The organism is Streptomyces sp. XH2 (genome assembly GCF_049725035.1).
In the GTDB taxonomy this organism is placed as follows: Bacteria; Actinomycetota; Actinomycetes; order Streptomycetales; family Streptomycetaceae; genus Streptomyces; species Streptomyces roseoverticillatus.
In genome coordinates this window covers 18,552-45,256 of the sequence record NZ_JBMMMZ010000027.1, presented here as the reverse complement: position 1 = coordinate 45,256, position 26,705 = coordinate 18,552, and the positions used below count along the sequence as shown (strand labels likewise).

26 protein-coding genes are annotated in these 26,705 nt (G+C 71.9%); 16 read left to right on the top strand and 10 right to left on the bottom strand.

The genetic code is table 11. The annotated features are described in order from the left end of the window. Nucleotides 1-29 precede the first annotated feature (29 nt). Nucleotides 30-1,406, bottom strand: coding sequence for an aminopeptidase P family protein (locus tag ACOTKD_RS37015; protein ID WP_424893400.1), 1,377 nt, complete (start codon nt 1,404-1,406; stop codon nt 30-32). A 168-nt stretch (nt 1,407-1,574) separates the two neighbouring features. Here ACOTKD_RS37015 and ACOTKD_RS37010 point away from each other — a divergent pair, with 168 nt between their 5' ends. From ACOTKD_RS37010 to ACOTKD_RS36985, 6 genes are all read left to right on the top strand, one after another. Then, a complete protein-coding gene (locus ACOTKD_RS37010; RefSeq protein WP_424893399.1) occupies nt 1,575-3,311 on the top strand; it encodes an ABC transporter substrate-binding protein in 1,737 nt (578 codons plus the stop codon). Between the two features lie 7 nt (nt 3,312-3,318). Next, complete coding sequence (locus ACOTKD_RS37005; RefSeq protein ID WP_424893398.1) at nt 3,319-4,257, top strand: ABC transporter permease; 939 nt, start codon at nt 3,319-3,321, stop codon at nt 4,255-4,257. Beyond that, on the top strand, nt 4,254-5,240 hold the full coding sequence (locus ACOTKD_RS37000; protein ID WP_424893397.1) for an ABC transporter permease: 987 nt from the start codon (nt 4,254-4,256) through the stop codon (nt 5,238-5,240). The genes ACOTKD_RS37005 and ACOTKD_RS37000 overlap by 4 nt, the downstream gene beginning before the upstream one ends. Further along, nucleotides 5,240-6,256 (top strand): ABC transporter ATP-binding protein, encoded by a 1,017-nt coding sequence (locus ACOTKD_RS36995; RefSeq protein ID WP_424893396.1) that lies wholly within the window; start codon nt 5,240-5,242, stop codon nt 6,254-6,256. Before ACOTKD_RS37000 ends, ACOTKD_RS36995 begins: the two co-directional genes overlap by 1 nt. Beyond that, nucleotides 6,253-7,233: an ABC transporter ATP-binding protein gene (locus tag ACOTKD_RS36990; protein WP_424893395.1), complete on the top strand. Its 981-nt coding sequence runs from the start codon at nt 6,253-6,255 to the stop codon at nt 7,231-7,233. The genes ACOTKD_RS36995 and ACOTKD_RS36990 overlap by 4 nt, the downstream gene beginning before the upstream one ends. A 216-nt stretch (nt 7,234-7,449) precedes the next feature. Further along, nucleotides 7,450-9,891, top strand: a complete 2,442-nt coding sequence (locus ACOTKD_RS36985; protein ID WP_424893394.1) for a collagenase — start codon at nt 7,450-7,452, stop codon at nt 9,889-9,891. 95 nt (nt 9,892-9,986) lie between these two features. On the opposite strand, the gene ACOTKD_RS36980 is transcribed toward ACOTKD_RS36985, so the two are convergent. Then, on the bottom strand, nt 9,987-10,586 hold the full coding sequence (locus tag ACOTKD_RS36980) for a dihydrofolate reductase family protein (protein ID WP_424893393.1): 600 nt from the start codon (nt 10,584-10,586) through the stop codon (nt 9,987-9,989). A 217-nt stretch (nt 10,587-10,803) separates the two neighbouring features. Between ACOTKD_RS36980 and ACOTKD_RS36975 the strand changes: the two genes are divergently transcribed. After that, nucleotides 10,804-12,174: a tetratricopeptide repeat protein gene (locus tag ACOTKD_RS36975; protein ID WP_424893392.1), complete on the top strand. Its 1,371-nt coding sequence runs from the start codon at nt 10,804-10,806 to the stop codon at nt 12,172-12,174. On the opposite strand, the gene ACOTKD_RS36970 is transcribed toward ACOTKD_RS36975, so the two are convergent. Continuing rightward, nucleotides 12,171-13,058, bottom strand: a complete 888-nt coding sequence (locus tag ACOTKD_RS36970; protein WP_424893391.1) for a TIGR03619 family F420-dependent LLM class oxidoreductase — start codon at nt 13,056-13,058, stop codon at nt 12,171-12,173. The genes ACOTKD_RS36975 and ACOTKD_RS36970 overlap by 4 nt on opposite strands. Nucleotides 13,059-13,153: 95 nt before the next feature. Between ACOTKD_RS36970 and ACOTKD_RS36965 the strand changes: the two genes are divergently transcribed. Both ACOTKD_RS36965 and ACOTKD_RS36960 read left to right on the top strand, forming a co-directional pair. After that, entirely contained in the window at nt 13,154-13,654 is a 501-nt protein-coding gene (locus ACOTKD_RS36965; RefSeq protein WP_424893390.1) for a macro domain-containing protein, read from the top strand. A 187-nt stretch (nt 13,655-13,841) separates the two neighbouring features. After that, the gene (locus tag ACOTKD_RS36960; RefSeq protein WP_424893389.1) at nt 13,842-14,765 is read left to right on the top strand and encodes a phosphotransferase family protein; all 924 of its coding nucleotides are present in this window, start codon (nt 13,842-13,844) and stop codon (nt 14,763-14,765) included. A gap of 66 nt (nt 14,766-14,831) precedes the next feature. Here the strand turns inward: ACOTKD_RS36960 and ACOTKD_RS36955 are convergent, their stop codons facing one another. Then, nucleotides 14,832-15,203, bottom strand: coding sequence for a peptidase inhibitor family I36 protein (locus ACOTKD_RS36955; protein WP_424893388.1), 372 nt, complete (start codon nt 15,201-15,203; stop codon nt 14,832-14,834). Further along, the gene (locus tag ACOTKD_RS36950; RefSeq protein WP_424893387.1) at nt 15,200-15,739 is read right to left on the bottom strand and encodes a hypothetical protein; all 540 of its coding nucleotides are present in this window, start codon (nt 15,737-15,739) and stop codon (nt 15,200-15,202) included. Before ACOTKD_RS36950 ends, ACOTKD_RS36955 begins: the two co-directional genes overlap by 4 nt. A gap of 362 nt (nt 15,740-16,101) precedes the next feature. Here ACOTKD_RS36950 and ACOTKD_RS36945 point away from each other — a divergent pair, with 362 nt between their 5' ends. Beyond that, complete coding sequence (locus ACOTKD_RS36945) at nt 16,102-16,770, top strand: DUF4097 family beta strand repeat-containing protein (RefSeq protein ID WP_424893386.1); 669 nt, start codon at nt 16,102-16,104, stop codon at nt 16,768-16,770. Between the two features lie 82 nt (nt 16,771-16,852). Here the strand turns inward: ACOTKD_RS36945 and ACOTKD_RS36940 are convergent, their stop codons facing one another. Next, on the bottom strand, nt 16,853-18,064 hold the full coding sequence (locus ACOTKD_RS36940) for a cytochrome P450 (protein ID WP_424893385.1): 1,212 nt from the start codon (nt 18,062-18,064) through the stop codon (nt 16,853-16,855). Between the two features lie 219 nt (nt 18,065-18,283). Here ACOTKD_RS36940 and ACOTKD_RS36935 point away from each other — a divergent pair, with 219 nt between their 5' ends. Continuing rightward, nucleotides 18,284-18,757 (top strand): hypothetical protein, encoded by a 474-nt coding sequence (locus ACOTKD_RS36935; RefSeq protein ID WP_424893384.1) that lies wholly within the window; start codon nt 18,284-18,286, stop codon nt 18,755-18,757. Between the two features lie 109 nt (nt 18,758-18,866). On the opposite strand, the gene ACOTKD_RS36930 is transcribed toward ACOTKD_RS36935, so the two are convergent. After that, complete coding sequence (locus ACOTKD_RS36930) at nt 18,867-19,334, bottom strand: ribonuclease domain-containing protein (protein WP_424893383.1); 468 nt, start codon at nt 19,332-19,334, stop codon at nt 18,867-18,869. A 196-nt stretch (nt 19,335-19,530) separates the two neighbouring features. Between ACOTKD_RS36930 and ACOTKD_RS36925 the strand changes: the two genes are divergently transcribed. After that, a complete protein-coding gene (locus tag ACOTKD_RS36925; protein WP_424893382.1) occupies nt 19,531-20,190 on the top strand; it encodes an NADPH-dependent F420 reductase in 660 nt (219 codons plus the stop codon). Nucleotides 20,191-20,204: 14 nt separating this feature from the next. Here the strand turns inward: ACOTKD_RS36925 and ACOTKD_RS36920 are convergent, their stop codons facing one another. From ACOTKD_RS36920 to ACOTKD_RS36910, 3 genes are all read right to left on the bottom strand, one after another. Next, nucleotides 20,205-20,471, bottom strand: coding sequence for a hypothetical protein (locus ACOTKD_RS36920; protein ID WP_424893381.1), 267 nt, complete (start codon nt 20,469-20,471; stop codon nt 20,205-20,207). After that, a complete protein-coding gene (locus ACOTKD_RS36915) occupies nt 20,468-21,208 on the bottom strand; it encodes a TNT domain-containing protein (RefSeq protein ID WP_424893380.1) in 741 nt (246 codons plus the stop codon). The genes ACOTKD_RS36920 and ACOTKD_RS36915 overlap by 4 nt, the downstream gene beginning before the upstream one ends. A gap of 194 nt (nt 21,209-21,402) precedes the next feature. After that, nucleotides 21,403-22,116, bottom strand: a complete 714-nt coding sequence (locus tag ACOTKD_RS36910; RefSeq protein WP_424893379.1) for a DUF5701 family protein — start codon at nt 22,114-22,116, stop codon at nt 21,403-21,405. Between the two features lie 191 nt (nt 22,117-22,307). Here ACOTKD_RS36910 and ACOTKD_RS36905 point away from each other — a divergent pair, with 191 nt between their 5' ends. From ACOTKD_RS36905 to ACOTKD_RS36890, 4 genes are all read left to right on the top strand, one after another. Continuing rightward, entirely contained in the window at nt 22,308-22,994 is a 687-nt protein-coding gene (locus ACOTKD_RS36905) for a TetR/AcrR family transcriptional regulator (protein WP_424893414.1), read from the top strand. A gap of 285 nt (nt 22,995-23,279) precedes the next feature. Then, nucleotides 23,280-23,795, top strand: coding sequence for a GNAT family N-acetyltransferase (locus ACOTKD_RS36900; protein WP_424893378.1), 516 nt, complete (start codon nt 23,280-23,282; stop codon nt 23,793-23,795). A 386-nt stretch (nt 23,796-24,181) separates the two neighbouring features. Further along, complete coding sequence (locus tag ACOTKD_RS36895; protein WP_424893377.1) at nt 24,182-24,538, top strand: LppU/SCO3897 family protein; 357 nt, start codon at nt 24,182-24,184, stop codon at nt 24,536-24,538. Nucleotides 24,539-24,900: 362 nt separating this feature from the next. Further along, on the top strand, nt 24,901-26,697 hold the full coding sequence (locus tag ACOTKD_RS36890; protein WP_424893376.1) for a protein-arginine deiminase family protein: 1,797 nt from the start codon (nt 24,901-24,903) through the stop codon (nt 26,695-26,697). Nucleotides 26,698-26,705: the final 8 nt, after the last annotated feature.

Here is a 26,705-nt window from a genome sequence, read left to right as displayed (position 1 = left end):
GTCCGGACCTGACGATCCCCCACTTCCCCTCACCCGGCGAGGAGTTCGCCCATCCACGTCTCGACGGCGTCGGGCGTGCGTGGCAGCGCGTGCGACATCAGCCGTGCCCCGTCGGGGGTGATGACCAGGTCGTCCTCGATGCGCACGCCGATGCCGCGGAGTTCGGCCGGCAGCGTCTCGTCGTCGGCCTGGAGGTAGAGCCCGGGCTCGACGGTGAGCACCTGGCCCTCCTCCAGGACGCCGTCGAGGTACGCGTCCGCGCGCGCCTGGGCGCAGTCGTGGACGTCCAGGCCGAGCATGTGACCGCTGCTGCACAGGGTGTACCGGCGGTGGAAGTCGCCTTCGGCGTGCTGGAGCACGCCCCACTCGGCGAGCCCTTCGGCGATGACGCGCATCCCGGCCCGGTGGAAGTCGCGGAAGCTCGCGCCGGGCTTGAGGGCGGCCATGCCCGCCTCCTGGGCGGCGAGCACGAGCTCGTAGACCTGCCGCTGGACGGGCGAGAACCGCCCCGACAGCGGCAGGGTGCGGGTGAGGTCGGCGGTGTAGAGGGTGTCGGTCTCCACGCCGGCGTCCAGGAGCAGGAGTTCGTTGCGGTCGAGCCGGGCCTCGTTGCGTATCCAGTGCAGGTAGCAGGCGCGGGGGCCCGAGGCGGCGATGGTCTCGTAGCCGGTGCCGTTGCCCTCCGCCCTGGCGCGCAGGCCGAAGACGCCCTCGATCCACCGCTCGCCGCGCGGGTGGGCGAGCGCGCGCGGAAGCGCCCGTACGACGTCCTCGAAGCCGGCGACGGTGTGGTCGACGGCCAGTTGCAGCTGGCCGATCTCCCAGGCGTCCTTGACCAGCCGCAGTTCGCTGAGGACAGTGGCGAGTTCGGCGTCGCCGGAGGCGTCGCGGCCCGGGGGCAGCTGGCCGTAGGCGTCCAGGTGCGCGCAGCGGATGCCGGTCATGCGCTCGGTTTCGCCGAGGTCGGGGCGGCGGCCGACCCAGAACTCGCCGTAGCGGCGGTCGCGGTAGAGCTCCGTGCCGTTGCGGGCCGAGCGCGGCCGCGCGTACAGCACCGCCTCGTGCCGGTGCGGGCCGTCGGGCTCCAGGACCAGCACGTGGCCGACCTGTTCCTCGCCGGTGAGCCCGGTCAGCCAGGCGTACGCGCTGTGCGGCCGGAAGCGGTAGTCGCAGTCGTTGGAGCGCACCGCGAGCTCGCCGGCGGGCACGATCAGGCGCTCGCCGGGGAAGCGGGCCGAAAGCTTCGCCCTGCGCGCCGCGGCGAGGTCCGCGACGGGCAGCCGGATGTCGTCGGGCAGCGGGGTCGGGGCCCAGTTGCCGGCCATAAAGGCCCCGAACTCGTCGGAGACGGGCAGGTCGTGACTTGCCGTGCGGATCGCGCCGGCTTCGGCTGTCTTTTCCTTCATGTGATGTCCTCCTCGGGCACGGGCGGGTAACGGATCCATCGCCGGTTGAAGGGAATGTGACTGACGTCTTGTCAGTGCAATTTCACATTACTATGTTACGGGTCACATTTCAGCCCTGGGCGGCCACCTGCCCGGACGGCTGCTCGACCGCTCACGGAGTGACCACTGATGAACAAGCGCACGGGTACCGCCCTGGCCGCCGTCACGGCGGCCGCCCTCGCCCTCGGATCGGCCGGCTGTTCCGGCGATCAGCGGCCGGCGGACGGAAAGAATCCCGCCGCCGTCCACGAGGGCGAGGCCGTCGGCGGCACTCCGCAGAAGGGCGGCACCCTCACCGTGCTGTCCAACCAGGACTTCACCCACCTCGACCCGGCCCGCAACTGGGTGATGAACGACATGGACTTCGGCACCCGGCTGCTCTACCGCACCCTGGTGACGTACAAGGCCGCACCCGGCAAGCAGGGCGGTCAGCTGACCCCCGACCTCGCCACCGACCTCGGCACGCCCTCCGCCGACGCCAGGACCTGGACGTTCCACCTCAAGCAAGGGGTGAAGTACGAGGACGGCTCACCCGTCACCGCGCGGGACGTCAAGTACAACGTCGAGCGGTCCTTCTCCCCCGACCTGCCCGGCGGCGCCGACTACGCCGCCCGCTACCTCGCCGGCGCCGAGGGCTACCGCGGCCCGGCCGAGGGCAAGCACCTGGACTCGGTGCGCGCCCCGGACGACCGCACCATCGTCTTCGACTTGCGCAAACCCTTCGCCGAGTTCCCGTACGCCACGGTCATGCCCACCTTCGCGCCCGTCCCGCAGGCGCAGGACAAGGGCCCCCGGTACGACAACCGGCCGTTCTCCTCCGGCCCCTACAAGATCGAGTCCTACGCGCGCGGCAAGAAGCTCGTCCTCGTCCGCAACGAGCACTGGAGCCCGGCGACGGACGACGTCCGCAAGGCGTACCCGGACCGGTTCGTCGTCGTGATGGGCCTGAAGGCCAACCAGATCGACGACCGGCTGACGGCGAGCCGCGGCGCGGACGCCTCCGCCGTCTCCTGGGGCGCCCTGCGCCCCGAGAGCGGCGCCAAGGTGCTGCCCGACCCGGAGGTCAGACAGCGGCTGATCGCCGAGTCCACCAACTGCACCGACATGGTGCAGATGCACACCGGCCGCGCCCCCTTCGACGACGTTCGCGTCCGCAGGGCCGTGCAGTACGCCCTCGACCGCGACGCCGTCCTGACCGCCTCCGGCGGCCCCGCCTTCAACGACCTGTCGACCGCGTACATGCCCGCCGGCCTCTTCGGCGGCAAGCAGCCCGACACCCTCGGGATCCCCGTCACGGGCGACACGGAGAAGGCCCGGCAGCTGCTCAAGGAGGCCGGCAAACCCGACGGGTTCACGACCAGGATGACGGTCTCGACCGGCGACAAGGGGCGGGCCGAGGCGATACAGCAGTCCCTCGCCAAGGCCGGCATCAAGGTCACCATCGAGACGGTCGACCCGTCCGCGTTCTACGCCACCATCGGCGACACCGGCAACCGCACGGACCTGGTGTACACCGGCTGGTGCCCGGACTACCCCTCCGGCTCCACCTTCCTGCCCTTCGTCTTCGACGGCCGTTTCATCAAGGAGAAGGGCAACTCCGGCAACCACTCCCTCTTCCGCGACGACGCGACGATGAAGCGGATGGACGAGATAGCGGCCATGACCGACGCCGGGGCGGCCGCCGAGGCCTGGCAGCGGCTGGACGGCGAGATCCTCGCCGTGGCGCCGGCCGTGCCGGTGCTGGTCCGGCGGTGGCCGCTGGTCCTCGGCAGCAACATCGCCGGGGCGTACGGGCACACGTCCTTCGGCGGCCAGCTCGACTACGCGACGGCCGGCCTCAAGGACCCCGCGAAGAGCCGGGACTGAGGCCGCCGTGACCACCACCCCCGCAGAGGTCCCCTCGGAAGTCCCCGCCGGCAGCGGCCCCTGGCGGCTCGCCCGCGCCGAGCTGCGCCGCCGCACCTCCGTGAAGGTCTCCCTCGCCGTCGTCGCGCTGTTCCTGCTCATGGCGGCGGGCGCCCCGCTGCTGAGCTCGCTCGGCGGCCACGCGCCCGACGCGTTCGACAAGACCGCCGTCGACCCCTACCTCGGCGGCCGGCCCCTCGGCCCGCTCGGCGGCATCTCCCCCCGCCACTGGCTCGGCGTCGAACCCGTCACCGGCCGCGACCTGTTCGCCCGCGTCGTGCACGGCGCACAGGTCTCCCTGCTCATCGCCCTCACCGCCACCGCGATCGTCGTCGTCGCCGGCACGGCCGCCGGCATCGCGGCGGGCTACTTCGGCGGCCGCACCGACGCCGCGCTCTCCCGCCTGATGGACCTCACCATGTCCTTCCCCTCCCTCATCTTCATGATCGCCATGCTGTCGGTGGCCAGGGACGTCAACCGCATCGTGCTGATGACCGCCGTCATCAGCCTGTTCGGCTGGCCCGGCATCGCCCGCGTCGTCCGCGGCCAGACCCTCTCGCTCAAGCACCGCGAGTACGTCGACGCCGCCCGCCTCGCCGGCGCCGGGCCCTGGCGCATCCTCACCCGCGCCGTCCTCCCCGGCGTCGCCGGGCCCGTCATCGCGTACACCACGCTGATCGTCCCCGGCATGATCGCCACCGAGGCGGCCCTGAGCTACCTGGGCGTCGGCGTGCGCCCGCCCACCCCCTCCTGGGGGCAGCTGATCGCCGAGAGCGTCGCCTTCTACGACACCGACCCCATGTACTTCGTCATCCCGAGCACCTGCCTGTTCCTGACCGTGCTCGCCTTCACCCTGCTCGGCGACGCGCTGCGCGACGTCCTCGACCCGAGGAGCGCCCGCGCATGATCCTCTACCTGGGCCGCCGGCTCCTCGCCGTCGCCGGCGTCCTCGTCGCCGTCGCGGCCGTCACCTTCACCATCTTCTACGTCCTGCCCTCCGATCCCGCGGCCGCCGCCTGCGGCAAGTCGTGCAGCGTGGAGCGGCTCGCGGCGATCCGCGCCCACATGGGCCTGGACCAGCCGCTGTGGCGGCAGTTCGCCGACTTCGTCACCGGCATCTTCACCGGCCGGACCATGGGCAGCGGCCGGTACGCCCTGCACTGCGCCTTCCCCTGCCTCGGCTACTCGTACGAGAACTCCGAGGCCGTCTGGGACCTGCTCATGGACCGGCTGCCGGTCTCCGCCTCCCTGGCGCTGGGCGCGGCCGTACTGTGGCTGGTCCTCGGCCTGGGCGCCGGGGTCACCGCCGCCCTGCGCAAGGACACCCTCACCGACCGCGCCCTGATGGTCGGCGCCGTCGCCGCGGCCTCGCTGCCGGTCTACTTCACGTCGATGATGCTGATCTACGGCGTCGTCCGGACGGCCGGCCTGCTGCCCTACCCGCAGTACGTTCCCCTCACCGGCGATCCCTTGCACTGGGCGTCCAACCTGTTCCTGCCCTGGCTCGCGCTGGCCGTGCTCTACGCCGCCATGTACGCGCGCCAGAGCCGGAGTTCGATGATCGAGACGATGGCGGAGCCGTACATCCGCACCGCCCGCGCCAAGGGCCTGCCGCGCCGCGCCGTCGTCGTCAAGCACGGGCTGCGGGCGGGCATGACCCCGGTCCTCACCCTCTTCGGCATGGACCTGGGCGGGCTGCTCGCGGGCGCGGTCATCACCGAGTCCATCTTCGGGCTGCCGGGCATCGGCCGCCTCTTCTACGGCGCCCTGTCCACCGGCGACCAGCCGGTCATCCTCGGCGTCACGCTGCTGGCGGCCGCCTTCATCGTCGTCGCCAACCTGGCCGTCGACCTGCTCTACGCCGTCGTCGACCCGCGAGTGAGGTACTGATGGCCGACGAACCCCTGCTCCGCGTCAGGGATCTGACCGTCACCTTCCCGACCGGGCGCGGTCCGGTCCGGCCCGTGGAGGGCCTCGGCTTCTCCGTGCACCGCGGCCGCACCCTGGGCATCGTCGGGGAGTCCGGTTCGGGCAAGTCCGTCACCTCCCTGGCCGTGATGGGCCTGCACACCGGCGCCGAGGTCACCGGCTCCGTCGTCCTCGACGGGCAGGAGCTGACCGGACTGGCCGAGCGCGAGCTGAACCGGCTGCGGGGCCGCCGCATGGCGATGATCTTCCAGGACCCGCTGTCCGCCCTCCACCCGTACTACACGGTGGGCGAGCAGATCGCCGAACACCACCGCGTCCACTTCGGCTCCGGCCGCCGGGCGGCCCGCGAACGGGCGGTCGGCATGCTGGGCGAGGTCGGCATCCCGGACCCCGCACGGCGCGCGGGCGAGTACCCGCACCAGTTCTCCGGCGGCATGCGCCAGCGCGTGATGATCGCCATGGCGCTCGCCTGCGAACCCGAACTGCTCATCGCCGACGAGCCGACCACCGCCCTCGACGTCACCGTCCAGGCCCAGATCCTGGAGCTGATCGCCCGCCTGCAGGAGCAGCGCGGCCTCGCCGTCGTCATGATCACCCATGACCTCGGCGTCGTCGCGCGCGTGGCCCACGAGGTCCTGGTGATGTACGGCGGGAGGGCTGCCGAACAGGCCCCGGTGGACGCCTTGTTCGCCGCGCCCGCCCACCCCTACACCCGCGGTCTGCTCGACTCGCTCCCGCGCCTCGACGACGGCGACGACGAACCCCTGCGGGCCATCCCCGGCAGCCCGCCCTCGCTGCTGGACCCGGTGCCGGGGTGCGCCTTCGCGCCGCGCTGCCCGCGCGCGGCGGCCGCGGCACCGGCCGAGCGCACGCGCTGCGAGGGGACCAGGCCCGAACTGCGCGCCGCCGAGGGCCACCTGGTCGCCTGCCACCTGTCCCCGCACGCCGCCGCCCACGCCCGGGGAGGCCCCCGATGATCGCCGCCGCTCCCCTGCTCTCCGTGCGGGACCTGAGGATGACCTTCCCCGGCCGGCGGGGACGCTCCGCCCCCGTCCGGGCCGTCGACGGCGTCTCGTTCGACCTGGCGGCGGGCGAGACCCTGGGCCTGGTGGGCGAGTCCGGCTGCGGCAAGTCCACGACCGGCCGCATGGTCGTACGGCTGCTGGAGCCCACCGCCGGGTCGGTCGTCTACGACGGGCGGGACATCAGCCGCGTGCGGCAGCGCGCGCTCAAGCCGCTGCGGCGCGAGCTGCAGATGGTCTTCCAGGACCCGCACTCCTCCCTCAACCCGCGCTGGACCGCGGCCCGGATCATCGCCGACCCGCTGCTGGTGCAGGGCGGTCCGGCGGCGGGCGCCCGGCGGCGGGCGGCGGAGCTGATGGAGCTGGTCGGGCTGCTCCCCCAGCACCTGGACCGCTATCCGCACGAGTTCTCCGGCGGGCAGGCGCAGCGCATCGGCATCGCGCGGGCCCTGGCCACCGGCCCCCGCCTGATCGTCGCCGACGAGCCGGTGTCGGCGCTCGACGTCTCCGTGCAGGCGCAGATCGTCAACCTGATGGAGCGGCTGCAGCAGGAGCTCGGGCCGGCCTTCCTCTTCATCGCCCACGACCTGTCGGTGGTGAAGCGGGTGTGCGACCGCGTGGCGGTGATGTACCTCGGGCGGATCGTCGAAGTCGGCGACAAGGAACGGGTGTACGCGGCTCCGGCCCATCCGTACACGCGGGCGCTGCTCTCCGCCGTGCCGCTGCCGGACCCGGCGGCCGAACGGGCGCGGGAGCGGATCACCCTGCTCGGCGATCCCCCGAACCCGGCGGCTCCCCCGCCCGGCTGCACGTTCCACCCGCGCTGCCCCAAAGCGCGGGAGATCTGCCGGGCCGAGGCGCCGCTGCTGCGGATCGCGGCGCCGGGCGAGGCGCGGGAGGTCGCCTGCCACTTCCCGGAGTCCTCCGGCTGACGCTTTGGACAACCCTTGGTGTCTGAGGGGTTGTCAGTACCATTTCACATTACTACGTTACACATGACATGGCGGGGACAACCGGCTCGCCACTTCCCGTCCACCGGGCGGGAGTCGAAGCCCACGCGCGCCAACGCTCCGTACGCACGCCGCCACTCGCGTCCGTACGACCCGCACGCCCCGTACCTCCCACACCTCCCACACAGGAGTCCATCGGTGCATCGCTCCAGAACCCCGCGCAGATCCCTGCGCGCAGCCCTGCTCACCGCCTCCATAGCCACGGCGCTCTGCGCCACCACCGCCGCGCAGCCCGGGTTCGCGGCCTCTCCCCCACCGGCCTCTCCCCCACCGGCCGCCCCGTCCGCGGCGGCCTCGTCCACGGCGCCCGCGCCGGCCGTGCACCGGGACACCCCCACGCCGAACCCCTTCGACGAGGTCACCCGCTTCGCCGAGGCCCCGAAGCCGGCCGCGCAGTCCCCCTCCGCGCCGGGCGGACTCACCGACGGCCGCGTGCCCGGCCCGCCGCGCACGGACAAGCCGAAGGGCGGCAAGGACGGAGGCGAAGAGGGCAAGGACGGGGGCAAGGGCAAGGCGAGCTCCCCCGCTCCGCACGCCACCCTCGGCGGCACCGCCGTCCCGTGCACGCTCGACGGCGTCACGCGGCTCTCCCCCGAGCAGTTCGCCGACTTCCTCGCCGACCAGGCCGTCACCGCCGACGGCTGCCTGCGCAGCATCCTGTGGACCTGGGACCAGCGGCTGGCCCCGGTCATGTCGCGGGAGCACGTCCAGGCCGTCTCCCGCCGGATCGAGGGCCTCGCCGCCGCGCACGACGGTAGGAACGGCAGCCACCTGCTGGAGATGTTCACCTACCTCCACGCGGTCGCCTACCAGGACTTCTCGCACACCGAGATCGACATCACCGACGCGCCGACCGTCGAGGCCATGCGGCGCGCCGTGTACGCCTTCGGCACCGCCGCCCGCACCTTCGACGTCACCCGCACCAACGCCGAATCCCTGCGTGAGGCCCTCTACGCGGCCAGCGCCCCCGGGCTGCGCCAGCACCAGCTGCCGTTGATGAAGCGTGTCCTGGCCACGATGGACGCCTCGCACCCGGCGACCGCCAAGGACACGTCATGGGCCAGCGCCGCGCTGGCCGCGCTCTCCCTGAGCTACCTCGGCGTCTACCCCGGCAACCACGACAGCGCCTTCCACGCCGCCGTGGCCGCGGACTCCGGCTACCGCGCGGCCCTCAAGGACTTCGCCGGCTACACCCATCTCAAGGGCACGGCCAACGCCTGGGTGGCGCGCGACGGCGTCGGCGAGTACGGACGGCTCGGCCAAGTGGACGCGCTGAAAAGCGAGATCACGACCGGCCTGGGCGAGGTGCTGTCCACGGTCGTCCGCACCTTCGGCGAGGGCAGCGAGCCCTGGGGCAAGACCGTCAGCTGGCTCAACGAGTTCGGCGCCTGCAAGCAGTACGGCGTGTGCAAGGCGGACATCGAGAGCCGCCTCTTCCCGGACACCTACACGTACGACAAGGGCGGCATCAAGGTCCGCACGGCCCTGCCCCGGGCCGTCGTCGACCGGCTCTACTACGCGAGCAAGCAGGTCAAGGCCCAGTTCCACCGCGTCCTCGGCACCGAGGAGCCGCTCGCGGGCGACACCAACGTGACGCTGAACATCGTGCTGTACGCCTCGCGGTCCGACTACGAGGTCTACCACCCGCTGCTGACGGGCATGGGCACCAACAACGGCGGCATCTACATCGAGAAGGGCGCCACCTTCTACACGTACGAACGGCGCGTCCCGCAGGACTCCACGCTGACGCTCGAAGAGCTGTTCCGCCACGAGTACACGCACTACCTCAACGGCCGCTGGGCGGTGCCCGGCACCTTCGGCGAGGGCCCCTGGTACCAGGGCGACCGCACCACCGCGATGGACGAGGGCACGGCCGAGTTCTTCGACGGCTCCACCCGCGGCAACGGCATCAAGGTCCGCAAGTCGCTGGTGCAGGGCATCATCAACGACACGGCCGGCGGCAAGCCGCGCATGACCGTCGACCAGTTCCTGCACGCCGAGTACGACCGGGACGGCTTCCGCTTCTACTCCTACGCCGGAACGTTCTTCGAGTTCCTGTGGACCGAGCACCCGTCGCTGCTCAAGGAGATGTACGGCTACCTCCGCGCCGACGACGTGGCCGGCTTCGACGCCTGGCGCAACCGCCTCGGCCGGGACGGCGCCCTGCAGCGCGCGTACGACGCCTTCCTCGACCAGCAGATCGCCCACGTCGGTGACCTGTACGTGCCGGAGACCACGTTCACGCCCGTGGACCGGCTCGACGCCGGGCACCCCGCCACCGTGCGCGCCTCCTTCAAGGCCACGACCGGCATACAGCCCGACTGCCGCGCGAGCGGCTCCCCGGACCGCCCCCGGTTCGTCTGCACGGGCCGCATCACCGCCAACCTCAGCGACCCGGGCAACTCCGACCTGGTCTTCAAGGACATGTCCGAGACGGTCGACTACTTCATCCTCGACCGCGCGAAGAAGGGCACCAACAACTTCGCCGACATGAACTGCGACTTCGGCAAGGTCGACCTCTGGAGCGGCCGGCCCGCGGGCACGGCGGACTTCACCTGCGAGGGACCGCTGAGGGGCTGACGCCCACCGGCCACGGCGGGAACCGGTCCTGCGGCCACGGGGCTCCGGCCCCGCCCGCCGGGAAGGAACCGGGAAGGAGCGGGCCGGGCCCCTGCCTACTCCTTCCCGGCGACCGGCCGGTAGGTGCACACCTGCACGCCCGCCGAGCTGGTGACCGCCGACACCAGTTCGAGCGTGCGCTGCGCACCGTCGCCGGGGAAGACCGACTTCCCGCCGCCGAGGAGCACCGGCATGATCATGAGCCGGAGCTCGTCGACCAGGCCCTCCCGCAGCAGCGCCCGCACGAGCGAGGGGCTGCCCATCACCAGCAGGTCGCCGCCCTCGGCCTCGCGCAGCTTCCGGATCCCGGAGACGGCCTCGCCGCCGGGGATGCGCGTGGTGTTGTCCCACGTCAGGTCCTCGTCGCTCAGCGTCCGGGACACCACGTACTTCGGGAGGGCGTTCATCCGGTCGGCGAACGGGTCCCCGGCCCGCTCGGGCCACGCCGCGGCCATCGTCTGCCATGTGCGGCGCCCGAACAGCAGCGCCTCGGCCTCGGCCAGCGCGTCGGCGAAGGCGCCGCCCACCACCTCCGGGTCGAAGAACGGGTGCGACCAGCCGCCGTGGGCGAAGCCGCCGTCGGTGTCCTCCTCGGGCCCGCCCGGCGCCTGCACGACGCCGTCCAGACTCATGAACTCACTCACCACGATGCGCACAGGAGGCTCCCCTAAGCTTCGGTACCGCCGGACCGCCGGACCGCCGGGTGCCGGACAGCAGGTACAGGTAACAGCGTCACAGCGCGTGCTCGCGCCGCGTGCAGGAAGCATCTCACCGACCACTGACAACGCCCCGGCGACAGGCGCCGCGCTTCCGGTCGGCACAGCGGGGCAGGCATCTACCCTCTGCACACGAGATCCCTGCGGGAGGACGGCTGTGGCAACGGACCGGCACGCCCATGCGATGACGCACACCGGCGCCGACGCGGTGCGGCACTACGAGAAGGCGCTGGACGACCTGCTCTTCTTCCGCGAAGAGGTGGCCACGCAGGCCCGGGCCGTGCTCGACGCCGCGCCCCGCTCCCCCATGGGAAACGTCCTCATGGCGTACCTCGGACTGCTGGGCACGGAAGAGAAGGACGCGGCCGGCGCGGCGAAGTCGTTCCGGGAGTTCCGCCGGACCGTGCCCGACACGGAGCTGACACCCCGTGAGCGCATGCACGCCGAGGCCGCCGGCGCGTGGCTCGGCGGCGACATCCACCGGGCCGGCGACGTGCTCGCCGAGCTGGCCGTGACGTATCCGAAAGACGCCCTCGCCCTCGCAGTGGGGCACCAGACCGACTTCTTCACCGGCAACGCCGTACTGCTGCGCGACCGCATCGGCGGCGCGCTGACCGCCTGGGACGCGGACGACCCCCACTACGGCCTGCTGCAGGGCATGTACGCCTTCGGCCTTGAGGAAGCCGGCCACTACGGCCTCGCCGAACGCGTGGCACTGGAAGCCGTGGAACGCAACGCGCGCGACGTGTGGGGCATCCATGCCGTCGTGCACGCCTACGAGATGCAGGGCCGGTACGAGGACGGCATCCGCTACCTCGACGCCCGCAAGGACGACTGGTCCGACGGCAACTACCTCAACGTCCACAACTGGTGGCACTACGCCCTGTACGTCCTGGAGGCGGGACGCACGGACGAGGTCCTGGCCGTCTACGACGCCGCCCTGCACAACGAGAACTCGGCCGGCGCGGCGATGGAACTCCTCGACGCGTCCTCACTGCTGTGGCGGCTGTACCTCGCGGGAGCCGGCACCGGCGACCGCTGGCCCGCCCTCGCCGACGCCTGGGAGCAGCGGCGGGACGGCGCCTACTACGCCTTCAACGACGTCCACGCCGTGATGGCCTACGTCGGAGCGGACCGCCTCGCCGACGCCGAACGGCTCATCCGCGACCGGGAGGCGTGGCTCCGGAACACCGGGACGGGCACGCCCCCGGGCCTGTCCAACGTGCCGATGACGGCCGGGATCGGCCTGCCCGTCTGCCGCGCCCTCGTGGCGTACGGGCAGCGGCGGTACGACGAGGCCGTGGACCTGCTGCTGCCGCTCCGGCACCGCCTCCACGCCTTCGGCGGCAGCCACGCCCAGCGGGACGCCCTCCAGAAGACCTTGGTGGAGGCCGCCCTGCACGCGGGCCGCCTCCACCTGGCCCGCACCCTGCTGAGCGAACGCGTCAGCCTGCGCCCGCAGTGCCCCTACGACCGGGAGGCCCGTGCCCGCCTCGCCGGCCGTGCGGCCGCCGCTGCCGGGCGCTAGCAGCCGCGCACGCGTTCCAGGACCTTGACGCCGAGCTCCAGGGCCCCGTCCGGCGTCGGCACGGACTGCTGCAGGTCGATGAAGCAGCTGTCGGCGCCGGAGTCGCGGACGCCCGCGAGGACCGCCGCGATGTCCTCGCAGGAGGCGTCCGGGCCCGGGTTGTGGCGGATGTGCTGCTGCAGCGCGTCCGGATCACGGCCGGCTTCCTCCGCGGCGCGCCGCGCCGTCTCCCACAGCCCGGCGTGGGCCTCCGGCGGCAGGGTGATGCCGACCCAGCCGTCGGCACGGCGGCCGACGCGGCGCATGGCGGCCGGGGTGAAGCCGCCCAGGAGGACGGGCGGTCCGGGCCGCTGGACGGGGTGCAGGCCGACGTACGAGCGGGGAATGGTCCAGTGGGGGCCTTCATGACCGAAGGTCTCCTCGGTCCAGATGCCGTGGAGGATGTCGAGGATCTCGTCCAGGCGGGCGCCCCGCTTGCTGAAGTCGGCGTTGACGGCGGTGTACTCGTCCCGCATCCAGCCGATGCCCAGCCCGGCGTCCAGCCGGCCGTTGCTGACCCGGTCGATCGACATGAGCGTCCGGGCGAGCAGCAGCGGCGGGTACCAGGGCGCGTTGAGGGTACTGGTGCCGAGGCGCACGCGGCTCGTCGCCGTGGCGGCGACGGTCAGGACGGTGAGCGGGTCCAGGAAGGTCTTGAAGCCGGGCGGGTAGGGGTTGTCGGGGGTGTGTCCCGGATAGAGGTCGCTGGGCGCGACGGGGGTCAGCGCGCGGTCCCCGACCCACAACGAGTCGAACCCGGCGGCCTCGGCGTCCCGCGCGAACCCGGCGATCAGCTCGGCCCGGGCGTGGCTGCCGTACTGAGGAAGAGCGATCCCAATCTTCATGCCCCCATCCTCACCAGCACAACGCGCGAAGCCAAGGCTCACGGCCACCGCCCGGGAACGGACTGGTTGTCAGACCCCGGCGGTAGCTTGCGTACATGAGCACCGAGATCGAATACGTGCGCGGCGACGCGACCCGGCCGCACGGCCCCGGGCCGAAGGTCATTGCCCATGTGTGCAATGACGCGGGCGGATGGGGCGCGGGCTTCGTCGTCGCCGTCTCGCGGCGTTGGCGGCAGCCGGAGGCCACCTTCCGCGCGTGGTACCGCGACCGGGCGACCAGCGGCTTCGCCCTCGGCGCGCTGCGACTCGTCCGGGTCGAGGACGACCTGTGGGTGGCCAACATGATCGGCCAGCACGGCATCCGCACGCGCTCCCGCACCGGCGCGTCCGGTGACGTGCCCGTGCGCTACGAGGCGATAGCCGAGGCCCTGGCGTCGCTCGCGGACGAGGCGGTGGCGCTGGGAGCGTCGGTTCACATGCCCCGGATCGGATGCGGGCTGGCCGGCGGCCGGTGGGAGCGCATCGAGCCGCTCATCACCCGGCACCTGACCGGGCGCGGGGTCGCCGTGACCGTCTACGACCACGACCCGGCGTAGCTGCGGGGCCGGGCCCGTCAGGTGTCCCAGGGAAGGCGTACGGCCTCGATCTCGGCGTTCGCGGCGGGGCCGGCGGGAGATGCTCCGGCGCCTCGCCTCGTGAGCGCCCCGGCCGCGCCCGGCCACCGGGCCACCCGGCCGCAAACTCCGTTGCCCCCTCCCCGGCCGGCGCCCTACGGTCCTGATCATGCTGCCGCCGGTGGAAACAGACGAACAGTGGGATGCGGTCGTACCGGACGAGTCGGTGATGCGGCCCGGGGTGGAGGACCTCTGCGGACGTCTCGGCCTGGCCGGTGCGCCGTTGGTCCGGTTCGCGGAGGGGACGCAGCCGGTCTACGCGGTCGGCGACGAACACGTCCTCAAGCTGTTCCCCGGAGCCGCCGCCCGGGACGGCGTCGCCGAAGGCCGTGTGCTGTCGCACCTGCAGGAGCGGCTGCCCGTCGCGACGCCGCGGGTGCGCGCGTTCGGCCCGTACGAGAACGGCTGGCGGTACGTCCTGATGTCCCGGCTGCCCGGCGAGAACCTGGCAGGTGCCTGGAGCCGCTTGGGGCGGGCCGATCATGAGCGGCTGGTCACCGGGATCGGCGAGGCGCTCGCCGAGCTCCACTCCCTCGATCCCGGCCCCCTCGAAGACGTGCTCGGCCCCGGGGACTGGGGCGCCTTCCTGGACCGCCGGCGCGCGGCCGCCGTGGACCAGCAGCGCGCGCACGGCTTGCCGGAGGCCTGGCTGGAGCAGATCCCGGAGTTCCTGGACTCGGTCCCGCTGCCGCGCGCGCCGCACCGTTGCCTGCTGCACACCGAGGTCATGCGGCAGCACTTCCTCGTCGACCCGGACGGGCCGCACCTGACCGGCCTCTTCGACTTCGAGCCGGCCATGATCGGTGACCGCGCCTACGACTTCGTCGGGGTCGGCCTGTTCGTCACACGGGGCGACCCGGAGCTGCTGGCCCGGCTCACCGGGGCGTACGGCCGTACGTTCGCGCCGGCCGAACTCCTCGCGTACACCTTGCTGCACGTGTACGGCAATCTCCCCTGGTACCTGCGGGAGCTGCGCGTGCCCGCCGAGGCGACACTGCCCTCACTGGCCGAGGCCTGGTTCGGTACGGCCTGATGCCCCGCCGCCGTGCCGTACGGCGGGGCACGCGGGCCGGCCCGTCTCAGGCTCCTCCGTGGAGCGTCAGCAGCCGGAGGTCCAGGTGTGGGAGCCGCCCTTGTCGTTCGCGCCCCCGTTGTAGCCGACTTCCTGACCGGGAGCCAGGCAGAGGGTGACGCGGCCCGTCAGCTCGCGGCCGTCGTAGATCTTGACGTAGTCCTTGACACCCGGTCCGGAGACGCCGTGGTTCGCCCAGGAGGAGTCCTGGTTGTTCATGTTGCCCTCCCACCAGCGGTCGTCGCCGCTGTGCTCGATCTTCATGCCGTCGAAGTTCGCGTGCGTCCAGACGCAGAAGTAGCCGCTGCGGCACTGCGCCGCCTGGGCGTCGGCCGAAGTGGTCAGGACGGCGCCGGTGGAGATCAGGGCGGCGGCGAGGAGGGCGGTCAGGCGCTTCATGGTCGTGGGTCTCCCGTCGGTGGTGGGGTGTCGAGCAGGGTGGTTGCTGCGGCGAGGGCGTGTTCACGCAGCTGCCGCCAGTCGGCGATCTCCGTACGGTGCCGGTCGCGGACGTCGGCGAGGCTGCGGTGGGTGCGGTCGGCTTCGGGTTCGAGGTTGTTGACGATCACGGACGTCCGGAACCAGCGGGGCTGGTCGCCGTAGAGGCGCTGCTGGGCGGCGGCCAGGCAGCCGTCCGTGTGGGCGCGTACGACATGACCGGTGGGCAGGGTGACGGACAGCTCCGCCGGCCCCGTACCGAAGAGCGCGCCGGAGACCCGCTGTTGTTCGGCGGCCGGCGGCGGGCCCTGCCCGGGACGGGGCGGCGTGAGGCCCTGCCGGGTGAGGCACGCGTCGGTGAGGCGGCCGGTAGCCGCCTTGATCACTTCGTCCGGGGCGGCGGGTCGGGGGCGCGAGGTCGTGCAGCCGGTCAGCACGAGTCCGGCGACGAGCGCGGCGGCGACCAGGGACCGGGCCGCCGAGGTACGAAGGCGCATCAAGGGTGCCGTCCGGCCTCACCGTCCAGGCGGCTCAGTCGTTGCGGGTCTGTGGGGAGTCGACGCATGCGGGTGGTCTCCGGGTGGGTGATCGATCCGGGCAGGGTCACCCTCTCCACCGTTTGCTCAGCCATGCACTCGATGCGCCGTATCACCCGAAAAGGCGACTATAGGCATAGCGTTCACTGTTAATTCATTGCAACGAAGGATGCGGGAATATTGCATTCCCTCCCAAGCCATTGCAACAATTTCACCGCCTCTACCTGCACATATGAACTTTCTGCGCAACGAGCTTGTTGCCGACCTTCCGAACGCAACGTAGCGTTTCCTCCATAAGAAACAACGAGCCGAAGGGAAGCGCGATGCTGAAGTTCAACACCCCCACCCCGGTGACCGCCGTCCTCGACGTCCCCGCGGGGCACATCCGGTTCATCGCCGCCGACCGGGCCGACACCACGGTGGAGATCCTGCCCGCGGACGCGTCCAGGAGCCGCGACGTGAAGGCGGCGGAACGGATCACCGTCGCATACGGCGACGGCATCCTGCGGATCAAGGCCGCGGAGCCGAAGAGCCGGCTCCTCGGCAGCTCCGGATCCGTCGAGGTGACCGTCCAGCTGCCCGCCGGCTCCCGCGTCGAGGCGAAGGCGGCCAGCGCCGAACTCCGGGGCGTCGGACGGCTCGGCGACGTCACCTTCGACAGTGCGCACGGCACGGTCAAGCTCGACGAGACCGCAAGCGCCCGCCTCACTCTCGCGGCCGGCGACATCTCGATCGGCCGCCTGACCGGCCCCGCAGAGATCCGCACCCAGAAGGGCGACCTCGACATCGCCGAGGCCGAGCACGGCACGGTCACGCTGCGCACCGAGCACGGCGGGATCTCGGTCGGCGCCACCCGCGGCGTCTCCGCCTCCCTGGACGCCGGCACCGCCTACGGCCGGATCCACAACACGCTCAGGAACACCGGCGGCGCCGCCGGCCTGCACATCCACGCGACCACCTCCTACGGCAACATCACCGCCCGCAGCCTCTGAAGGAGCACCCGATCACGACCGGCAAAGCCGTCCAGGAACTCGTCGGTTCCGGTTTCGCCGGGGTGCGGATCCCGCGTGTTGTTCAGCACTCGACGAGCAGTTCCCCCAGCCCCCGGATGACGAAGCCCGGTTTCCATTCCGGCTCCGTCACGAGCCGGAGCCGGGGCGCCCGGCGCAGCAACTCGCCGAAGGAGGCGAGGAGCTCCAGCCGGGCGAGCGGCGCACCCAGGCAGTAGTGGATGCCTACGCCGAGGCTGAGGTGGGGGTTGTCGGTACGGGTGACGTCCAGGCGGTCCGGCGCGGGGAAGCGGGCGGGATCGCGGTTGGCAGAGCCGAAGAGCAGGGCCACTTCGCTGCCGCGCGGGATGACGGTGCCGGCGATCTCGATGTCGTCGAGCACCCACCGTTCGAAGAGCTGCAACGGGGTGTCGTAGCGCATGAGTTCCTCGATCGCGCCCGGCAGCAGCCCGGGGTCGGCGCGCAGGGCGGCGAGCTGGGCGGGGTGGCGGAAGAGCGCCCACCAGCTGTTGCCCGTGGTGTTGACGGTGGCCTCGTGTCCGGCGTTGAGCAACAGCACGCAGGTGGAGATCATTTCCTGCTCGGTGAGCCGCTCCCCTTCGTCGTGGGCCAGGACGAGCGCGCTGATCAGGTCGTCGCCGGGGCGGGTGCGGCGTTCGGTGATCAGTTCCCGCAGATAGGCCGAGAATTCGAGGGAGGCGCGCACCGCGTTCCGGGCCGTCTCCTCGTCCGGGTTGAGCTCGTACATCCCGCAGATCGCGGCCGACCAGGGCCGCAGCAGTTTCCGGTCGGCCGCCGGGACGCCCAGCATCTCGGCGATGACGGCCACCGGCAGCGGCTCGGCGACCGCGCCGATCAGGTCGCCGCCGCCCTCGGCGAGCAGGTCGTCCACCAGCTCGCGCGCCACCCGCGCCACGACGGGCGCCAGGTTCTCGACCGTGCGCGGGGTGAACGCCTTCGACACCAGGCGCCGGATGCGGGTGTGGTCCGGGGGTTCGAGGTCCAGCAGTCCGTGGCCGTTGAGGACGTGGAACGGCTCGTGGGCCGAGGGCGGTGCGGTGCGCCCGAACTCCTCGTGGGAGAAGCGGTGGAGGTAGGTGCGCCCGAGCCGCCGGTCACGCAGCAGCGTCCGTACGTCCTCGTAGTGCGGCACCAGCCATTGGCGGCTCGGCCCGAACCAGTGCACACGCCCGGCGGCCCGCAGCCGGGCGTACCCCGGGTACGGGTCGGCGACGAATCGGGGGGACCACGGGTCGAAACCGGCGCTCGCATCCATGTGCGGATGCTAGCGGCGAGGGCGTACGGCCGGGCCGCGGGCCCGCAGCTCTTGCCGGGGCACTGATCGGAATCAGCACGACCCCGGCCAATAGATGATGCGAATGCGTCATTCCGTGTCATACAACGCTCAACCGGAGTACGGAGATGCCACCGTCACATGCGGCGCTCCCGACCCGGGGGCTCCTGTGGATTGCACCACTCGACGAAAGGATCTTTCGTGAGGAAGCGAACCACCACACTCGTCGCAGCCGCCGCGCTCTCCGTGATGGCACTCGCCGGCCAGGCGACCGCAGCGACTTCCGGCAACGTCGCCCCGGCCGCCGAAACCGCCGCGGCCAAGGCGGTGCGGCCGGGCACCACGGCCACGCAGACCGTCTACGCGCCGTTCTCCCTGGAGCGGAACCAGTCGGTGACCTCCAACACGGCCCAGCTGGTCATGCAGTCGGACGGCAACCTCGTCATCTACGACGAGTTCGGCAGAGCCCGCTGGTCCACCGGAACCGTTGGCCAGGGCTGGAGAGCCGTGTTCCAGGAGGACGGCAACTTCGTCGTCTACACCGCCTCGGGCCGCGCCGTCTGGTCGTCCAGGACGGCGGGCCACCCGGGCTCGCGGCTGGCCGTCCAGGACGACGGCAACGTCGTCATCTACGACGGCAGCCAGGCGATCTGGTCCTCCCGTACGAACCACTGAGCCACTTGAACCACTGCGCTGCTTGAGCCAGTGCGTTGCTTGAGCCACTGCGCTGCTTGAGCCACTGCAGAGAGGCCGGGTCCCGGAAGGGGCCCGGCCCGTCCGTACGTCAGGGGCAGCCGGCGGAGACCTGCCGGAAGGTCACGTAGTGGTCGCCGGTGTACCAGACGGTGCGCGCGGTCGTGTCGCGCACGAGCCGTTCCGCGTCCCGGTGGCTGCCCGCCGGGCGCGGGTTGACGTCGTACTCGCGGTAGTGACCGGCGACCGGGAGGGCGTGACTGAGGTTGCGGTAGACGTTGCTGCCGCGGATGACGAGCCCCGGGCCGGCCGTGTAGTCGGTGGGGCGTTCCGCCTGCGGCCAGCCGAGCCCCTTCCAGATCCCGCACGCGTTCTTGACCTGGGACGGGAACCGCTCGACCGGCCACGGCGGGTCCTGGTCCTGGACGCCGGCCTGCCGCGCCACCGCGTGCGCGAGGGTCGTGGGGGCGGGGGCCGGGTGTGCGGACGTGAGGAGGCCGAGGGCCGGCAGGAGCAGGATGCCGGCTGCCGTGCGCCACGGGTCACGGAGTGCGATCACACCGTGGTCAACGGGGCCGGGAACCCGGGGATGCAGGGGATCACCCTGCCGGCGGCCTCCCTTGGGCCGTGTGGCGGACGCCGGCCTCCCGGAGCGGCACCTCACGGGAACCCTCCGGAATAGACCCGGGGACCCCGGAGTTGGCCACAGGCACGGCAACACCGCCGGCACATCACCAGCCCTCGGAGGAAGCTCCATGAAAATCGGCATCATCGGCGCCGGGAACATCGGCGGCAACCTCACCCGCCGGCTCACGGCCCTCGGGCACGACGTGTCCGTGGCCAACTCGCGCGGTCCGCACACCCTCGCCGGGCTCGCCGCGGAGACGGGCGCGACCCCCGTCACCGCCGCCGAAGCGGCGCGCGGCGCGGAGGTCGTCGTGGTGACCGTCCCGCTGAAGGCGGTCCCCGACCTGCCGTCCGGCCTCTTCGACGAGGCCGCGCCGGGCGCCGCCGTCATCGACACCGGCAACTACTACCCGAAGGAGCGCGACGGCCGGATCGCCGCCATCGAGGACGGCCTGCCGGAGAGCCGGTGGACCGAACAGCACCTCGGCCATGCGGTCGTCAAGGCGTTCAACGGCACCTACGCGCAGGACATCGTCGAACGGCCGCTGCCCGCCGGTCACCCGGAGCGGATCGCCGTGCCGGTGGCCGGCGACGACGAGGCGGCCAAGGAGACCGTCCGCCGCCTCATCGACGAGCTCGGCTTCGACACGGTCGACGCGGGCGGCATCGACGAGTCCTGGCGCCAGCAGCCCGCCACGCCCGTCTACGGCCTCCGGGCGGGCGCCGAAGCGGTCGCCAAGGCCCTCGCCGAGGCGTCGCGGGAGCGGTCCGCGGCGTTCACGGCGTAACACAGCCTCTACGGTCAGCCGCTCCCGTACGGCATCAGCTCGTCCAGCAGGTGCCGGCAGGCCGCCGCTTCCTGGTGTCCGGGGAAGCGGGCGGTCACGGCGTACTGCCCGCGCTCGCAGAGGCCGGTCTCCCACATGCCGTCGCGCAGCCGCAGGAAGTGGAAGTCCGGCAGGGGCGTGGCCGGCTCGTGGACGCCTTCGATGCGGTAGAGGCGAGCGGGCACCCCGGCTGCGCGCAGGGTCTCGTGTGCCGCCTGCCGGTCGGAGGCCGCTTCGGTCACTTCGCCGGGGTGTCGGCGCGCTTGAGGTAGCCCTTGTCGACCAGCCACGCCACGCTGAGCTTGGGCTTCGGCGCGTCGGGGACCAGCGCCGGGTCGAGCTGGATCTGCTGCCCGCCGCCGGGCTGCTCGAACCACGCGGCGATGCTGCCCTGCCAGACCGTGAAGGGCTTCGCGACGGTGTAGACGTGGTAGTTGCACGGGTACTTGTCGTCGATGGTCTGCAGGTTGTCCGGCGGCAGGGCGCGCTGCGAGTAGCGGGCTCCGGCCGGGGCGAGGAAGCTACCGCCTTCGTGACCGAAGCGGTCCAGCTTCTGGCCCGCCTTGAGGGGAGTCTTGTTCTTGTCGAGCTTGCCGCCCCGTGTGGCGAAGCCGTCGTTCGGCGGGTAGCTCCAGGTGGGCTTCCCCGTCCAGTACTTGCTGAGGAACTTGTCGGGCTTGAGGCCGCCGGTCCTGTCGTAGCCGCTCAGCAGGGGGCCCACGGGCTTCTGCGCCGGGCCGGGCAGGGTGTTGGCGGCGGGGCCGAGCTGGGGGTTCTTCGCGTCGAACGATCCGGTGCACAGTTTCGCCCGGAGGTCGGCGGCCTTCGTGGCGCCGGCGCTCTGCGGGGCCGCGGCGGACGGTATTCGCTCCCGATCCTCGCCCTGCGCCTGCGGGGCGGCGTAGGCCGGGCCGGTGAGCAGTGCGCCGGCCAGCGCGGCTCCGGAGAGAGCCGCCAGAAGACGCCTTCTGTCGCTCATTCAGTTTCCCCTCTTCGTACGGGACTCGTGGCGGTCATGAGGCGCACCGGTACCGGCGGCCTCATCACTCACTCATGCTGTCCCGGATCGCGAGGGGGAGGGAGACCAAGATCAGCCATGAAACCCTGGACCCCGCCCCGCGCCGTGACGGCGCGGGGCGGGGGTCCCGTGGTCCTCTCCTACTCCTGCGGCCCCTACTCCTGCGGCCCCGTGGCGCTGCGGGCGCCCGCCGAGGCCATGCCGAGCCAGGTGTGGGGGTTGCCCTGCCAGCACCAGCCGAGCTTGGGCGCCTTCTGGCTGATCCAGAGGGCGGGGACCCGGCGGTCGCCGGAGCGCGAACCGCCGAGGGAGAAGCACTTGTTCTTCACGAGGATGCGGGGGAAGAGGGTGACGAGCGCGATGCCCTCCTCGATGGTGAGCAGGGTGCGTCCTCGCCCGGCGATGGTGTCCATGGCCTCGTGGGGCACGGCGCCGCAGAACTCCTCGCCGCGCTCGATGTCGAACAGCAGGTACGCGCCGGCGTCCTGATCGTGCGGAAGCCCGGTTTCCCGGGTGGCGACGAAGCGTTCGAGGGCGCCGGGCTCGAAGGATCGGTCGACGAAGCCGGGGCGGGTCCCGCGGTGCAGGACGGTGCGCGGCATCGTCTCCTCGATGGGCGCCAGGTTCCGGGGGACGACCAGCAGGAAGGGCACGCGGCCTCCCTCAGCGTCGCACGGCTCCCGGCCACCGGCCTCTGCCGCGGCGCCGGCGTGTGCCACGGCGCCGGCGCGCAAGGGTGCGACCAGGGCGCCGAACTCCTCGGGCGCGAGGCCCGCCATCGCCGGGTAGCCGAGGCCGGTCAGGGTGCGGACCTGGCGGTCGAACTCGGCTCCGGCGTCGAATGCCGTCTCGGTCGTGGTCGTGGTCATTGCCGTTGCTGCTGTCACGGGCCCCGTTCCTGCGAGTGTCGCTGTCACTGTCGTCGTTCCTGCCGTCACCGCTGTCGCTCCGCGTCTCGGCGATCTTCTCTCCAGCAAATTTACATCGAGGGTAACTTTACGTTCGGTCACCCTGGAGAGTCAATATAAAAATACCCCCGGGGTAAGATTCGCCCATGAGCATGGGTACGGACATCGACACCGAGGCGAGCGGAGGCCTCACCTCCGGCAAGAGGAGGCCGCACGAGCCGGCGGCGGGCCTGCGCGAGACCAAGAAGCGGGAGACACGTCAGCTGATCTCCGACCACGCGACCAGGCTCTTCCTGCGGCAGGGCTTCGAGGCCACCACCCTGGCGGAGATCGCCGACGCCGCCCGCGTCGCCAAGAAGACCGTCACCAACTACTTCCCACGCAAGGAGGACATGGCGCTGGACCACCAGGACGAGTTCGTCGCCGGCCCGGCGCGTACGGTCTCCGGCCGGGAACCCGGCGAGTCGCCCTTCGCCGCCCTGCGGCGCGCGTTCCTCTCCGCCGTCGCCGCCCAGGACCCCGTCGCCGGATTCGCCGGACCGGAGTTCATCCGCATGATCGTGGAAAGCCCGACCCTCTCGGCCTGCCTGCGCGGACTTCACGACCGGCGCGAGGAGGCCCTCGCCGCGGCCCTCGCCGAGGCCACCGGCGCATCCGCCGGCGACATCACCCCGCGCGCGGCCGCGGCGCTGCTGGGCGGAGTGCACCGCGTCCTCTTCCAGCGCATCCAGGAGCTCACCCTGGCCGGGCGCACCAACCCGGAGATCGCCGCGGTCCTCGAAGGGGAGGCCGTCCGGGCGTTCGACCTGCTCGCCCCGGCCCTCGCCGACTACAGCTGAGGACTGATCGAGTCCACGGCACGGCCGGACACCGACCCAAATATTCGAAGCAGAGGTTCCGGTCCGCGTGATAGACAGGGAACGTACGTGCTGATCCGGATTGAGGACGAAGAAAGGGAGGTGGGGCTGATGACCGCGCTCAAGGCCACTGCGAAGAGCAGCGCCCCGACCGCCCTCGCGTCCCGGGCGACGGCCTGACCCAGGCACCCCGCCTCGCGCGCGGAGCGTGAGCCCGCGAGGCCGGCCCCGCACGATTCCGACCCTGAAACGGATCTCCATCCCGTCATGCGTACCCGTAACCACTGGATCACCCGCGCCGAGACCGGCGCAGACATCCCCGCCGTCCGTGAGATCAACCTCGCGGCCTTCGAGACGCCGCTGGAAGCCGACCTCGTCGACGCCCTGCGCACCGACCCGGCCTGGATCGACGGACTGTCCCTCGTCAGCGCCGGCGAGGACGGCAAGCCCGTCGGCCACGCGCTGCTGACCCGCTGCCACATCGGCGACACCCCGGCCCTGTGCCTGGCCCCCGTCGCCGTACTGCCCGAGTACCAGCACGGCGGCGCGGGCTCGGCCGCCGTCCGAGCGGCGCTCGCGGCAGCCAAGGGCATGGGCGAGCGGTACGTCACCGTCCTCGGACACCCGGCGTACTACCCGCGGTTCGGCTTCGGCCGGGCCTCCGCGCACGGCATCGGCCTGACCATCGACGTCCCGGACGAGGCCATGATGGCCATGCCACTGGACGAGACCCACCCGCTGCCGAGCGGCACCGTCCGCTACGCGGCCCCCTTCGGGATCTGACGTCCCGGCGCCCGCCGTGCGGGGCAGGAGCCCTGCTCCACCCCCCACGGCGGGGCACCCGCCGACACGTATTCGGGCGCAATTACCCGTCAATTCCCATCAAGTACCCGCCAAGTCCGTCAAGCGGCCATCAAGGGGCAATGGCCCGCGCCGAATTGACCGACGGAATTCAGCGGGTAACCTGCACCGGTCAACATCACGTTGGTCTTCGTTCGTGCAGTCGATCACGGGGAACGTCACCCATGTCCACACCGCCTCCGCCCTACCAGAACCAGCCTCCGCAGGGAAATCCGCAGGGATATGCGCAGCCTCAGCACGGCTATCCGCAGCCGTCTCAAGGACCGCAGCACCCCCAGGCACCGCAACGACCGCAAGGGAACAGCCCGTTGCGACGACTGATCAACGTCCTCGTCGTCCTGGCCGTCTTCGGCGGCGGCGCCTGGTACGTGTGGGACTACAACACCAACCCCAACGGCGGCAAGGCCAAAAAGGAGGCCTCACAGGCCGCGCAGGCCGAGGAGAACAAGAAGCACGATCCGCGGATCGGCGACTGCGTCAGGATCGAGGACCCCCAGGGCGAGCCGCTGCCGGTGATCGTCGACTGCGGATCGAGCGAGGCCCAGTACAAGATGGGCGAAAAGCTCTACGGTCCCGACAAGAAGTGCGGTCCGTCATTCGATTACGGCATTCAGTACTCGAGTCGCCGGGCCGCCGATTTCACCATGTGCTTCACCAAGGTCTGACGCCCGCATTTCGCGCGCCGGCCGCAGCGGTGTCCGCGGCGCCGTCGAGTCATCCCTCGTCGTCAGCCCGTGGGTTGACAGCCCGCCGAGCCGCACATCAACCCCCCGCTCAACCCGCGGGCCGACGATCGGCAGGTGGGTTGGGAGGAGCGGGCGATCCGGGCGGTGCGCGACGGGCGGATCCGGATGGACCCGGTGGTGCAGGAGCGGCTGATCGCCGTCGTCACCTCCGGCCTGGCGAACTGAGCCGTCTCCACCCGTGAGTGGAGACGGCTCCACCCCAGGCTGCGCCGAAGGGTTCAACCCGCGCTCCACCCGTCGGCCGATGCGGCGCGGTGCCCGGCGGCGCCAGAGTAAAAGGCATGAAAAGACCACTGCTCACACGGACCTCCCTGGCCGGCGTGCTGGCCTGTACGGCGGTCGCCGGCGCGCTGGTGTCTCCGGCCGGCGCCCAGTCCGCTTCGGGGTCCCTTTCGCTGTCCGCGCGGCCCGAGCTGCGCATGCCCGAGGGTTCGGTCGTGCTGCCGAATCTCGATGATGACGCGCGTCGCTGCACCATGCGCCCGGACGATCTGGACCGGCTGGACGTGGCCGTCGACGAGCGGCTGGCCGCGTGCAATGACGCCGCCGACGACGTGGTCAACGGCGCCGAGGACGCCGAGGACCTCACCCCGCTGACCGTGGCGCCCATGGCCGTGGGCGGGGGTGCCCGGGCCAGGGTCTCCCTGCCGGCCGCCCACAGTCCCTACGCGCGCGTCTTCGCCGTACGCGACGGAAAGTACGTCTCGCTGGGGTCCGACGGGCGGCTCGGCGCGGAGGAGTTGCGGCGCGGGGTGAGGCTGGCCGTGGAGGCCCGTGACATCGTGCGCGATCCGAAGCGCTGGGACGGCCGGATCGAGGTGACGCTGTCCGTGGCGGAGCACGGGGTCACGCGGTCCGCCCGTGCGGACCTGCACGTGGCACCGGTGCTGCTGCAGCACGACCTGCAGCGCGCGCAGCACGTCTTCGCCGCGGCCCCCGGGCCGGGCGAGGGGCAGCCCGTCGAGGTCCCGGCCGCGAAGCGGCCTCCGGGGCAGTGGCAGGAGTTCGCGGGCTCCCTGCGCAAGGCGGCGAAGGAGTCCGGTCTGCCGGACAGCGGGCTGCGTTTCCAGCCCGGCACCTCGCAGTGGTGGCGTGACATCTGGCGGCAGGACATCGCCGAGCCGGGATACGCCACCAGGCCGACGCCCCGCGGCCCGCAGACCCTGCGCATCCTGCTGCGCTCCCCCAACTACTGGACCTCTGCCGACGGCCGTTCCGCGAGCCTGCGCCGGGCGGGCCGGCTTCTCTACCGCGACCTGCGCGGTCCCGGCGTGGGCGTGGTCCAGCAGTACACGCCCACCGCGCAGCGCGGGAAGAACGTCGACGAGCTGCTGAACTTCACGGGCAACTTCGAGTCCCTGCCGCCGTACGCCGGTCATCCGCAGGGCCGGATCCTCTACGGCAGCAGCGCGGAGCGCCGCCCCGACCCGTCGTTCGTGGGCATGCTCACCGCCCAGGGGCAGCAGCCTCCGGTCGTGCTGGACACGTCCTGGCTGCTGGTCGGCCATGTCGACGAGACCGTCCACGTCGTCCGGGCGAACAATGCGCGCGGCTGGACGCTGGCCGTCTCCGATCCCCGCAAGGCCGTGGAGCTGCTCAAGGAGGCCCGGCGGGCCGGTGAGGGCGGGCAGCGCCTCTTCGCCGACACGGTCGCCGACGCCAAGCCGACCGTGGATCAGTTCCTGCGCTACGAGGAGCACGCCGGTGACAACGAGGATGCCGCCCGGCGCATCGACGGGCAGCTGTCAGTGCTGCTGCGGGAAACGGGGCTGAAGCCTCAGGAGATCGTCCGGCTGCCGGTGCTCTACTTCAGGACCGACGTGGGCGAGGGCCTGCCGAAGCGCCACATAGCGCTCTCCCCCGCCCTCGCCAACGGCCTGTCCCTGACCTCGCGCGACTACGCCGCCCCCAGTCCGCACGGGCCGCAGATCGGTGGGCGCGACCTCTTCCGTGCGGAGGCCGAACGGGCGCTGGCCACCGGTGGCGTGCGCGTCCACTGGGTGGAGAACTTCTCCTGGGCCCATCTCGGCGGCGGTGAGGTGCACTGCGCCACGAACGCCCTCCGGGAGGTCGCATGAGGGCCGGG